The following is a 13,668-nucleotide window of genomic DNA, read 5'->3' as shown; positions in this document are numbered from 1 at the left end:
CCCCATGCTCCTTGGCTTCAGAATTCAGGCGCACTGCTCGGCGCGGCCGTACCCATCCTCGAATCGGACGATGTCGTCCTCGCCGAGATAGGAACCGGACTGCACCTCGATCAGGTGCAGCGGCACCATGCCCGGGTTCTCGAGACGGTGCGTCTCACCGCAGGAGATGTAGGTGGACTCGTTCTCGCGCAGGAGGAAGGTCTTCTCGCCGTGGGTCACCAGCGCGGTACCGCTGACCACGATCCAGTGTTCCGCCCGGTGGTAGTGCATCTGCAGGGAGAGGCGCTCACCCGGCTTCACCGTGATGTGTTTGACCTGGTAGCGATCGCCCAGATCGATGCCGCAATAGGCACCCCACGGACGGTGGACTTCGGCGTGCTGGTAGTGTTCTTCGCGACCCTGCTTCTTCAGCGTCTCGACCAGCTTTTTCACGTCCTGGGCGTTGCGACGATCGGCAACGAGTACCGCGTCATCGGTGTTCACCACAACGACGTTGTCCAGCCCGGAAACGGCCACCAGCCCTTTCTCGGAGTGCACGTAACTGTCGCGGGTGTCGTGGAGAATCACGTCGCCACTAACCGCGTTGTTGGCTTCGTCCTTGTCCTTGGTCTCCCAGAGGGCTGACCAGCTGCCGACATCGTTCCAGCCCATGTCGACGGGAACAACGGCAGCCCGCTCGGTTTTTTCCATGACGGCGTAGTCGATCGACTCGGAAAGCGCAGAGAAGAACGCCTCGCGATCCAGGTGGCGGAAGTTCAGGTCGTCTTCCCCGCTGGCGAGCGCTTCTTCACAGGCCTTGAGCATGTCCGGATGATGGCCCTGCAGCTCGACGACGTAGTCCTCGGCGCGGAACAGGAACATGCCGCTGTTCCAGAGATAGTCGCCGGAATCGAAATATTGCTGGGCCGTGGTCTGGTCCGGTTTTTCAACGAACCGGGAGACGCGGTGCACACCGGACATCAGGGGCTCCGAACTCTTCTCGATGTAGCCGTAGCCGGTTTCCGGCTTGTTCGGCTCGACACCGAAGGTAGCCAGGTAGCCGGTATCCGCGGCCTCGGCGGCACGTTCGACTCCGGCGATAAAGGCCTCGTTGTCGAAGACCACATGATCGGAGGGCATGACGAGCATGCGGGAGTCCGGCTCATGCTCCATCAAACTCAGTGCCGCGACGGCAACCGCCGGTGCCGTGTTCCGGCCCACCGGCTCCAGGAGGATCCGGTCCGCCTCGATCCCGAGTGCACGCAGCTGCTCGGCGACGACGAAACGATGTTCCTCATTGCAGACCACCAACGGCGCGCCGAACTGCTCACCCTGAACCCGCAGGAGGGTTTCCTGGAACATGGTCCGTTCGCCAGTCAGCGAAAGGAACTGTTTCGGGTAGCCCGCGCGAGACAACGGCCACAGACGGCTACCGCTACCGCCTGTCAAGATAACTGGAGTAATCATGTGCTTCGTTCCTTTTGTGTGTTGATGAACTCAGAACCACTGGCTTGTTGGAGAGCTTGCAAACGGCGCTTTATGTAGACACCGCAATACTCCGGGGAGAACCGACTGACGTCGTATTCCGGCGGCGAACGATTCCGCCCTCCTGATGCCCGCTGCCGCATGAGTTCGGCTGCATGGTTCAGGTCGGGCTCGGCCCAGAACTGGCCTTCGCCATAGAAGTAGTCACCCGGCTCGAGACGGCGCATCTGATGCCGCACCAGGCCGATGCCGGGCTGATTACAGAAATCCATGTTTCCGGAATAGGCGGTCACGATGACGTCCTTTCCGAGAAGCATCGCTTCGGCAATGCCTCGACCGAACCCTTCGGCCCGGTGAAGGGAGACGTAGCAATCGCACTGGTCGTAAAGGGACAGGACATCCGGGCGCCGAAACACGCTCGTGAACAGGTGGATGCGCCGGTCCCCGCCGATGACATTCAGCAGCCGTTTCCAGGCGGCCGATTCCGTATCGACGTGACTGCCCTTAAGAACCAGACCGACCTCGTCGACGCCTTCGTCCGGGAATGCCTTCTTGAACGCACGCACAAGGCCTTCCGGGTTCTTTCGGCTGAGCCGGGAATTCATGTCGAACGAGAACAGGAACAGGTAGGGCGATTCGGGCAGTCCCCAGTCCTCGCGACTCGATGCGGCAAAGTCGCCAAGCACCACCGGCAGCGGCACCACGCGCGTCAGTAGCGGCGATTTCGCATAGCTCTCCGCCACGTGCGAACTGATTGCCCAGAGCTCGTCGATCAACGAGTACGCATGGCGCCAGGCAGCCGGCCATTCCGGCAACTCCCAGGGCCATAAACCGATGTTGTAGTGCCCTTCCAGGAGATCCAGGCCGCGCTCGCAGACCAGCCGGGTCATCTCGATGCCCGTCATGCAAAAGAGATTGATGTGATACTGCGGCTCGTCCGCCAGCCAGTCTTCCGCGCTTCGATCCTCCTGGCTGACGTCGCCGCCGGGTTCGAAATTGATCACGCAGAACGGGACGCCCGCTGCCTCGAGCGCACGAGCCACCATCCGCACGTCTTCACCGATGCCGAGTTCGCCACGCGCATAGCCGTACAGGTTGATGCCGGGCAAACCGCCGCCTGTACTGGCCGATGGCTTGTCCCGAAGCGATGAGGACAAGCCCGAAACCAGGCGTTCGATCTCGTCTTGGGTCGGCGTGGTCGAGCGGAGGCGTCGGGCCCTCGCCAGCTCCTTGATACCGACGGGCAGGTGACGGGCGGCAATCCGGCTCCACCACGGTGGCTGCTGCGGAAACGTCATCGCCTTCGGTGCGTTCGAGGCGGCCTCGTCACCCTCATCCCAGGCGCGCACCACATCCTGGTTGTACAGGGCAATGCGCTCGGCGGCGTGCGGATCGGCCTCATCCTTCGGCAGGTAAAGGCTGCTCAGAAAGCCCTTTGCCGACGGGAAGACCTGGCGCAGCGCACGCATCTGCCACACGGGCAGCGTCGTGGCCAGGCCGATCTCCTGACGGCCACCGCGGAAATACCAGCGTGCCGTCCGATGCCGGGCGCGCTTGTTGTAGCGAACCTGCGCCGACCAGTAACGAGACCGAGCGACCCCGCAGAGGAACATGCCGACCGTGTAGGCGCCCTGCCACAAGTCGCCTCCGATCTCGTCCATCGCCGCGGGGCGCATCAACTCCTCGTTCCAGGGCTGAATCTGCCGCAGTAACTTGTATTCGCGCCGCCCGTGGCGCACGCACCACGCGAGGTACCTCAGGTAGTCATCTCGCCGACCTTTCTGGAGAGGAAAGCGTGTCTGGAGACCGGGACGCAGAAGCCAGATCATGTACATCCCCCCGTACATCCGGGTCGGGAGATCGAACGGCAGGTCAACCGGCTGATTGAATGGGTGGGAGTACTCGAACTCCACGCCCACGCCGGCAGGCCCGTAAAACTGATGCGGCTGAACAGTCATGACCAAGCCAGCGCCTCCTTCGAACCCAGGTCTCTCCGGTGCCCACGGGAAACGCGGCCGGCACTCGACCGCAGCAGATAAGCATCGCCACAGCTAAGGCCGACACGGATCGCGCGACCATAGGCCGCAGCCTTGGAGGGGGCTTTTACCCCCACACCCAGGGCATCTCCCGCCATGGCGGGAACCGGCTTTTGCTGGGCCCGATGAAAAATCATGGGTATTACGAATTCCTGATATTTAGCATCAAATATATAAACCGCGGAACGCCTAACGACCGCCGCATTTCCTTAAAGCGGATCCGACCCAATAGGGGTGTTTGAGTTCAGTCAAGCAACTGATTTGTCAGCGACAAACAACCCCTATTCGGCCAATGAAATATTGCAATCGCCGAATCCTCGGTGCGCTTGACATTCCTTTACGACGAATCGACACACCAGCGGCAACTTAGTTCAGCAAAATGACGGCAACGTGACGGATTCCGAAACGACTGGAATATCCATGCAGATAACGAAATATTCCAATAACGGAATACGAAATCACCCCGCATTCTTCGTTAGGCCAATTCAGACCCAGCCAGGGCAATTGAGTTCAAACAAGTGACTGTTTCAAAGGGACGAAAACGACCCGCATTCGGACCAACGAATGTCCCTCCGCTGCTCCACAAGACCCCTGATAGGTCGCTAGACCGGATCCGACATACTGCGGACACATGAGTTCACCAGAGTGATGACTTAACCAGCGTCCAATTAAAGCGCATTCGGACCATGAGATATAACATTAACGGGATATCCCGCTGCCCTGATTTGCGCTTATTACGATCCGACTAGTCGAGATCAATCGAGTTCATCCGAACACTGTTCCAAACAAACAACAGAAAACGCCATTCGTATACCGGAATATCTTTCGGCCACGATATTCAACAACCGTTACTCGGCCTGCATAAATCCGACAGTCGCGATATCCGTATACCAACATATGCTCGCAGGGCCACACCCACCAACCGCGAAAAATGGTTCAAACAAAACGACTGACTGAAATCCGCGTCAATCCGTGAAAAACAAGCACAAAGAAGCGGATAAATGCGTCGCAGCCGCGTCAAACACCGAAAAGAAATGGCGTCGGGCTCAGCGCATTTCAGGAACACTTTCGTATGAATGTTGTCGCAGTCCTTCGACAGTGCGCCCCACAGAGGCCACTCAGGACGCGTCCAGCGAGAACACCTCGCTTCGAGCGACGCGCTACCAAACCAAGAGGCGACGACCGTTCCGCTGGCAGGGAGCCCGGCAGCATCGCGCACCACGCGATCTGGCTCCGGCACCCTGCCCCGGGATGGGCGTGCCGGTCGTTACCAACTCCGTCCGTCGGGTGAATTGATTTGGCAACCTGCACTGAACACGAAAACCAATCGGACCTAGTCGCCATTGTCGGCCTGGCCTTCCGCTTCCCGGGGGATTTAAGTGATCCGGATGCCTTGTGGTCTGCCCTGATGGAGGGTCAGGACCTGGTCACCGAGGTGCCCGCCGATCGCTGGGCAACCGACACCTTCCAGCACGACCGCCGTGGCGAGCCCGGCCGCAGCATCACCTACGCCGCCGGGGTGCTGTCGGATATCGACCAGTTCGATCCGGGCTTTTTCGGCATTTCGCCGCGGGAAGCCGAGAAGCTGGACCCGCAGCAACGCCTGATGCTGGAACTGGCCTGGCACGCGCTCGAGGATGCCGGCACCCCGGCATCGCGCCTGGCCGGCAGCGATTGCGGCGTGTACCTGGGCATCTCTGGACTGGACTACGGCATCCGTTCGCTGGACGACCTCTCCAGCTTCAATGCCTACTCCATGACGGGCAGTACGTTCAGTGTCGCGGCCAACCGTCTCTCGTACGTATTCGACCTGCATGGCCCGAGCCTGGCCGTGGACACGGCATGTTCCTCGTCGATGGTCGCGTTGCACCACGCCTGCCAGAGCCTTAGCCACGGGGAATGTGGCTCGGCTCTGGTGGGCGGAGTGAACCTGCTGCTGCACCCCTACCCGTTCGTCGGCTTTACCAAGGCAAGCATGCTGTCGGCCCAGGGTCGGTCGCGGGCCTTTGCCGAGGGCGGTGATGGCTACGTCCGCGCCGAAGGCGGGGCGATGCTGCTGATCAAGCCGCTGGCCAAGGCCCAGGCCGACGGCGATCGCATCCACGCGGTCATCCGCGCGACCGGCAACAACACCGACGGCGGACGCAAGAACGGGCTGACGATTCCCAGCGGCGAAGGTCAGGCCGAGCTGCTGTCCGGCCTGCTGGACAAGGCGGGTCTTAGTGCCGACGACATCGACTACATTGAGGCCCATGGCACCGGCACCGCCGTCGGCGACCCGATCGAGACGGGCGCTCTGGGCCAAGTGCTGGGCCGCGCCCGCAAGGGAACGCCCCTGCCCATCGGCTCGGTGAAAAGTAATCTCGGCCACCTGGAGCCGGCCTCGGGCATGGCCGGACTGATCAAGGCCGTACTGACGCTCAAGCATGGGCAGGTGCCGCCGTCGATTCATGCCGAAACGCTCAACCCGACCCTGAAACTGAAGGAAAACCGCCTTGAGGTGGTCCGTGCCCCCAAACGGCTGGAAGCGACGGATCGCCCCCTGCGTGTGGGCGTGAATTCCTTCGGCTTCGGTGGCGCGAACGCCCACGTCATTCTGGAAAGCGCGCCAGCCACCGAGCCGGCTGCCCTGCCGGTAAGCGACACCACGCCGGCACTGTTCCTTTCCACCCGCTCCCCGGCGACCATCGGCTCGCTGGCCGCGGCCTATCACGACCAGCTCGACGGCGCGCCCGAGACGCTGCCTGCCGTGGCCTGGAACGCCGCTCACCGACGCGACTGGCTGGAGCAACGCTGCGCGGTCTTCGGCGACTCGCCGCAGGAGCTGATCGATCGACTCGGGCAACTCGCGCGTGAACCGAACGACCCGGACCTGCGCGGCGTAGTGCAGGAAAAGGCGCTCGGCGCCCCGGCGGATATCGCCTTTGTCTATTCGGGCAACGGCGCCCAGTGGCTGGGCATGGGCCAGAAGCTGCTGGGCGAATCGCCCGTGTTCGCCGAGGCCATCGCGGAAATCGACGCGCTGGTACGACAACACAGCGACTTCTCGCTGATCGAGGAGTTGAAGGCCACGCCCGAGGAAAGCCATCTCGAGGACACCTCCGTCGCCCAGCCGCTGCTCTTCGCCATCCAGGTGGGGCTGACCCGCCTGCTCGCCGGACAGGGCATTACCCCGAAAACCACCTTGGGCCACAGCGTCGGCGAGGTGGCCGCGGCCTGGGCGGCGGGCATCTACACGCTCGAGCAGGCCACCGAACTGGTCTGCCACCGCAGCCGTGCCCAGGCGGCCACCCACGGCGACGGCCGCATGATGGCCGTGAACCTGAGCTGGGAGGCCGTGCAGAACGAGATCGAGGCGCTGCGTCTCGGCGATGCCTGGATCGAGCACGCCGCCACCAATGCCCCCGATCAGCTGACGCTGGCCGGTGATGAGGAGGCGTTGACGCGCCTGGCCGAACACCTCGAGGACAAGGGCGTTTTCGCCCGCGTGCTGGGGTTGGATTACGCCTTCCACTCCCGGGCGATGGAACCGATCCGGGCCGATCTGCTCGAGCGCCTGGACGGCCTTGCCCCGGCCTCCGGCGAGCGGCGGTTCGTCTCCAGCGTTACCGGACAGGTTCTGGATGGCCGCGAGCTGACGGCCGAGTACTGGTGGGATAACGTCCGCCAGCCGGTGGTCTTCGAACAAGCGGTCCGCGACCTGTTGACCGCGGGCAGCAACGTGCTGGTCGAGATCGGTCCGAACGCGATTCTGCCGCGCTACCTCACTCAGACCATCAAGGCCGCCGAAGCCAATGCCCGGGTCGTCTCGATGGTCAACCGCCAAGCCGACAGCCGCCTGGACATCGAGGAAAGCGCACACCGGATCCATCTTCTCGCCGGTCTGTCGACCGCCGCCTGTCGCCTGCCGGAGAGCGCGCCGCTCGTCGACCTGCCCCTCATGCCGTTCGATCGCAAGAGCTACTGGTCGCAGCCAACGTCCGAGGGCTATTCACTGATCCTGCGCAATCGCGTTCACCCCCTGCTCGGGTATCCGCTCAGGGAAATCGCGCACGGCTGGGAAAATCCGCTCGATCCCAGCGTGCTGCCGTACCTGGAGGATCACCGCGTTGGCGAGGCGGCAATCATGCCGGCGGCCGGGTTTGCGGAGATGGCCGTGGCGGCGGGGGCTATGGCCTTCGATCTCGACGCGGTCGACATCGAAGCCCTCGAGGTCCGCCAGCCGCTGATCTTCGAGCCGGAACACGGCCGCGTCCTGCGCCTGATCCTGCAGGGCGATGACGGCCGATTCGTCATTCGCTCACGCCCGCGCCTGAGCGAGGACGGGTGGACCGATCACGCGGTGGGCCGTGTCCTGGGTGCGCCCACACGGCCGGTGGAGGTCGAGCAACCGGCCAACGACCCGCCCGAGCCCCCCACCCGGCTCGAGGCGAAAGATCATTACGCCAAGGCCCGTCGCATCGGCCTGGATTACGGACCCGCCTTCCAGGGCATTGCCCGCATCGAGCAGGCCGGCTCCCGGCTGGACACCACGTTTGCCTTGCCCGAGTCGGTCGCCGCGGACACCGCGCACCACTGCCATCCGGGCATTCTCGACCTGTGCTTCCAGTCGCTGATCAGCCATCCGGCACTCGAGGTACTGGCCCGCCGCGGCCTGACCATGCTGCCGGTCGGCATCGGTCGCCTGTTGTGGCACTCGGGCGGCGGACGCGCCGCCGGCTGCCGTGCCGAGATTCGACGCCAGAGCCCGCAGTCGATCCTCGCGGATTTCGCGTTGCTCGACGAGGCCGGGCAGACCATTGCCGTGATGGAACGCTGCCGGTTCCGCCTGGCGGCGGTGGCACGGCGCGACAAGACGACGCCACACTGGCGCATCGACACCATCCCGACCAACGGGCTGTCCGCAGTGGACTGGCCGGACCACCAAGGCTGGCAGCAGGCACTCGCGACGACACTGGAGCAACTGAACACCGACCCGGCGCACCAGGCGTTTCTCGACGAGGCGCGGCCATTGCTCGATGCACTACTGGCCTCGGCCGCCTTCGAGGCCTGGCAGCATGCGTTCGGCGACGCGCCGGTCAGCCACCAGGCGCTGTCCGACCGGACCGCGGACGATCTGAGCTTCGACTGGGCCCACTGGCTGGCCGACCAACTGGTCGCTCACGGCTGGTTGACCCCGACCGACTCCGGCTGGGAGCGCAGCGAGGACGAACCGCCCCCGCCCGTCGAGGCCATCTGGCAGAGCCTGCTCGCCGAATATCCGTCGCTTTCACCGGAACTGATCCTGCTGGGCCGGCTTGGCCGGCTGCTGCCGAGTCTTCTCGACCCGACCGAAAACGACGCGACCCCGTTGGCCGAACGGCTGGCGGAGGCCGTGGCGAACAGCCCGCATGCCAGCATGCTCCGTCGGGCGAGCCTGTCGGTGGCCGGACGAGACACGTTGACCGTCAGTGCCGTCGACGCCCTGCTCGAGACCGTCGAACCCGGCCGTTCGCTGCGGATCCTGCAGGTCGGTGGCCACTGGCTCGACCTGGCCGATCGACTTGAACAACGCCTGGGCTGGCACCAGGTCGAACTGTTCCTGACCAGCCCGCAGGCCGCCGACCGCGAGGCCATGCAGTCGCGTTACGGTCGCGACCCACGCGTCACGCTTGCCGGCATGGATGACGAGACCGGCACGCTCGACCTGCCGACTGCCGACGACCTGGCCTTCGATCTGATCGTCTGGGTGGACGAGGGAATGAGCACGGGCTCGGATGCCTTCGCTGACAGTCTGAACAACAAGCTGGCCGCGAACGGCCGGCTGCTCGTCACCGGCGTAAACGGGGCACCGTACTGGCAGGCCCTGATGGCAGCGGCGACCGGCTCGGCACCGCAAGCCACCGAGTCGCTGCCTGCCCGTGCCGAGGGCTGGGCAAGCATTCAAACCGTGGCCACCGCGACCGAACCCGGCCAGGGGTCGCAGTCCGGCTTTGCACTGCTGGCCCGCCGCGAGACCGTGCCGACGGAGGACGCGGTAGCCGCGCAGACCGGTCGATGGGCCGTCATCGGCCCGGCGTCGAGCAATGATCCAACTGCCACTGTCCTTGCCGACGACCTGACCCGGGCAGGCGCGAGTGTCACCCGACTCGAGCTCGAAGGCCGGCCCACCGATATCCCGTCGTTCGACGAGGTCGTGATCGCCTTTGCGACGACGGGTACTGCGGGCACCCCGGACACCGGGGCCCTGGCGCGTCTTCTCGACTGGTGCAACCAGCTGGCCAAGGCAAAAAGACCACCACGGCTGACCTGGCTGTTGCCCAACGGCGCGGTGACCCACGCCGCCGGGCCGACCGACGCCTGGAACAGCGCCCTGTGGGCCTTTGGCCGCGTGGTGATGAACGAATACCCGATGCTCGACCTGCAACTGATCGACCCGGGCCCCGAAGCCACACGGTACGCCGACGCCCTGCACCATGCCCTGTCCCGCCCCGACGACGAGCGGGAGGTCGTGCTGCGCGGCACATCGCGGCAGGCGCTTCGACTGCACCAGGCGACAACGGAACGCCGGCCGGCCGAGGCAAACGAGCATTTCGAACTGCGCTTCGATCTGCCCGGCCAGTTGCGGAATCTGGCCTGGCGCCGGGTCGACGCCCGCGAGCTGTCCGGGCGCGAGGTCGAAGTTGCCGTCAAGGCCGTCGGCCTGAACTTCCGTGACGTGATGTATGCCCTCGGTCTGCTGGGCGACGACATTATCGAGGACGGGTTCTCGGGCCCGACGATGGGCCTGGAATTCGCCGGCGTCGTCACGCGGACCGGGCCCGACGTCGAAGACGTCAGCGTGGGTGAAGAGGTGCTCGGCTTCGGTCCGCAGTGCTTTGCCAGCCACGTGGTCACGCATGAAGGCGCGGTGCATCCCAAGCCGACCGACTGGTCGTTCAACGAGGCGGCAACGGTGCCGACCGTGTTCTTCACCGCCTACTACGCCCTGATCGAACTGGCCCATTTGCAGCCGGGCGAGCGGGTACTGATCCACGGCGCCGCGGGAGGCGTGGGCATCGCGGCGATAGCGATCGCCCAGCAGGTTGGCGCCGAGGTCTTCGCCACTGCCGGCACCCCGGAAAAGCGGAACTTCCTCGAAATGATCGGGGTCGGAAACATCCACGATTCACGGTCGGTGGACTTCGCCGACGAGATCCTGGCCAAGACCGATGGGGGTGGTGTGGACGTCGTTCTCAACTCGCTCGCTGGCGAAGCGATCAACCGCAATCTGCATGCCCTGAAACCCTTCGGTCGGTTTCTGGAGCTGGGCAAACGCGATTTCGTCGAGAACACCCACGTCGGTCTGCGTCCGTTCAAGAACAACCTCAGCTATTTCGGCATCGACGTCGACCAGCTGATGTCCGTGCGGCCCGACGTGGCGAGCCGTGTCTTCGGCGAAATGATGACCTGGATGAAGACCCACGAGATCACCCCGCTGGCGCACCGGGTCTTTGCCGCCGACCGCGTGGTCGAGGCCTTCCGCTACATGCAGCAGGCCCGGCAGATCGGCAAGGTGGTCGTCTCGCTGGATACCCCACCGATGCTCCCGGCCCCGCAGCCGTCCGGCCAGTTCACCGTGCGTGCCGATGGCACCTACGTGGTCACGGGTGGTCTTGCCGGCTTCGGCTTTGCCACCGCCCGCTGGCTGCTCGATCGCGGCGCGGGCGAAGTGGTCGCGGTCGGCCGCCGCGGGGCGGACACCCCGGGACTCGACGAGCGCCTGGCCAACCTCGGTGAGGCGGCCGACCGCCTGACCGTGCGCGCCTGCGACGTCAGTGATGGCGAGCAGGTCACCGCCCTGATCGACTCCCTGACCCGGAAAAACACGACGCTGCGCGGTGTGTTCCACGCCGCGACCGTCCTCGACGATTCGCTGCTGACCAATCTGGACGACGACCGTCTCGAGACGGTCATCGCCGCCAAGGCCAAGGGCGCCTGGCATCTTCACGAGGCGACCCGCGACCTGTCGCTGGATGCATTCGTCCTGTTCTCGTCGGTAACGACGTTGCTGGGCAACCCCGGTCAGGGCAACTACGTCGCCGCGAATGGCTACCTGGACGGACTGGCCGCGGCGCGTCGGGCGCAAGGGCTTCCGGCGACCTGCCTCAACTGGGGGCCGATCGGGGACATCGGCATGCTCGCCGACAACGAGGCGGTCAAAACGGGCCTGGAAGCACGACTGGGTGCCCCGGCGCTGACCGGCGAGCAGGCGATTGCCGAGCTCGAAGCGGCGCTGGATCAGGGGCTGTCCGGTGACGCGGTATCGCCGCTGGATTGGCACGCCCTCGCCCGCTCGCTCCCCACCGCCGAGTCGCCTTTGTTTGACCTGGTCAAACGAACGGCCGGACCGAAACAGCAGGACGAGAACGACCTTGAGGCTTTGCTGGCCGAGCTGAGCGAGCCCGAGGCAAAGGCGCTGATCGGCCAGTGGATCGCCGAGGAAGTCGCCGAGGTACTGGGCCTGAACGCCGAGCAAATCGACACGCAGCGGTCCCTTTTCGACATCGGCCTGGACTCGTTGATGGGCGTCGAACTCACCCTGGCGCTGGAAACGCGCCTCGGTGTTCGCGTACCCACCATGGCGTTGAGCGAGACGGCCAACATCGACGGTCTGGCCTCGCGGCTATGGGGCGAGCTCAAGGGCGACGGCGACGAGGAGGACGACACCGGCCGCATGATCCGGGAGCTGGCCGAACAGCACGAAACCGACATCGATGAAGCGACGTTGGGCGAGCTGGCCAACGACGCGAGAGCAAGGGAGGCACGCCGAGCATGAAGGGGCTGAGCCGCGACAGAAAGATGGCGCTCATCAATCGCTTCCGGGGCCCGAAAACCGGTGGCGGGGGCGGTGGGCAGCCGCGCAGACGCCAGACTGCGCGCGCGCGCTTCGAGGACTTCGATGCCTACCAGCGCATCGAAGTCCAGCGGCAGGCCTCCGAGCGATTGAACATCAGCAACCCGTTTTTCCGCCGACATGAGGTCCGGGCCGGGGGCACCAGTCGGATCGACGGTGTCGAGTGCATCAATTTCTCGAACTACGACTACCTCGGTCTCAATGGCGACCCGCGTGTCTCGGCTGCCGCCGAAAAGGCGATCGCCGAATACGGCACCTCGGTTTCCGCCAGCCGCATCGTCTCCGGCGAACGTCCCATTCACCGGGAGCTCGAACGGGCCATTGCGGATCTGTACCAAACGGACGACGCGATCACCTTCGTCAGTGGGCATGCCACCAATGTCACCACGATCGGTCATCTGTTCGGGCCGCGGGATCTGATCGTCCACGACTCGCTGATTCACAACAGCGCACTGGTCGGAGCCGAGCTCTCCGGGGCCAAGCGGCGCATGTTCCCGCATAACGACTGGGACGCACTCGACCGGCTGCTTACCGAACAACGTGACCAGGTCGATCGCGTGCTCATCGTGATCGAGGGGCTCTACAGCATGGACGGCGACATGCCGGACCTGACGCGAGCCATCGAGATCAAGAAGCGCCACGGGGCCTTCCTGATGCTCGACGAGGCCCACGCCCTGGGCGTGCTCGGCGAGCGCGGCTGCGGGACGTGGGAAGCGCAAGGGATCGACCCGGCCGAGGTCGATATCTGGATGGGCACGATGAGCAAGACGCTGTCGAGTTGCGGCGGCTATATCGCCGGCAACACGGCCTTGATCGAGATGCTCCGCTACGGCGCCCCCGGTTTTGTGTACAGCGTGGGGCTGGCCCCGCCGCTGGCGGCGGCCGCCCTGGCCTCCCTGACCATCCTGCGCGACGAACCGGAACGGGTGGCGCGGCTGCAGGCCAACGGACGCCACTTCCTCGATGCAGCCAAGGCACGGGGCATCAACACCGGCGACAGCGAGGGCTATTGCGTGACGCCCGCGATCCTCGGCAGCTCCATCAAGGCGGCCAACTGCTCGAACGCAATGCTCGATCAGGGCATCAACGTGCAACCAATCATCTATCCGGCCGTCGAAGAACGTGCCGCCCGTTTGCGTTTCTTTCTTTCGGCCGAGCACACGAAAGAACAGATCGACACGACCCTCGACCGGCTTCAGGCATGGCTGTGAGGTCGTCGTAGTCCACCGAGTTCGGTCATGACCGTGCATACCAATTTGCGCATAGACCGAACTGCGGCCCGACCGCCGGGTC

General features: G+C 64.6%; 4 protein-coding genes. 2 read left to right on the top strand and 2 right to left on the bottom strand.

The window, feature by feature from the left end; genetic code table 11:
- Positions 1 to 24: 24 nt before the first annotated feature.
- Together LV476_RS11065 and LV476_RS11060 are read right to left on the bottom strand one after the other, a co-directional pair.
- On the bottom strand, positions 25 to 1,446 hold the full coding sequence (locus LV476_RS11065) for a mannose-1-phosphate guanylyltransferase/mannose-6-phosphate isomerase (RefSeq protein WP_250076141.1): 1,422 nt from the start codon (positions 1,444 to 1,446) through the stop codon (positions 25 to 27).
- A complete protein-coding gene (locus LV476_RS11060) occupies positions 1,443 to 3,422 on the bottom strand; it encodes a glycosyltransferase (protein ID WP_250076139.1) in 1,980 nt (659 codons plus the stop codon). Before LV476_RS11060 ends, LV476_RS11065 begins: the two co-directional genes overlap by 4 nt.
- Positions 3,423 to 4,797: 1,375 nt before the next feature.
- Here LV476_RS11060 and LV476_RS11055 point away from each other — a divergent pair.
- Positions 4,798 to 12,297 (top strand): type I polyketide synthase, encoded by a 7,500-nt coding sequence (locus LV476_RS11055; RefSeq protein ID WP_250076137.1) that lies wholly within the window; start codon positions 4,798 to 4,800, stop codon positions 12,295 to 12,297.
- Entirely contained in the window at positions 12,294 to 13,586 is a 1,293-nt protein-coding gene (locus LV476_RS11050) for an aminotransferase class I/II-fold pyridoxal phosphate-dependent enzyme (RefSeq protein WP_250076135.1), read from the top strand. Before LV476_RS11055 ends, LV476_RS11050 begins: the two co-directional genes overlap by 4 nt.
- Positions 13,587 to 13,668 lie beyond the last annotated feature (82 nt).

The organism is Guyparkeria hydrothermalis (assembly GCF_023555385.1).
Classification (GTDB): domain Bacteria; phylum Pseudomonadota; class Gammaproteobacteria; order Halothiobacillales; family Halothiobacillaceae; genus Guyparkeria; species Guyparkeria hydrothermalis_A.
Note: the sequence above shows the minus strand (reverse complement) of the source record. Positions and strands in the feature narration are given on the sequence as shown.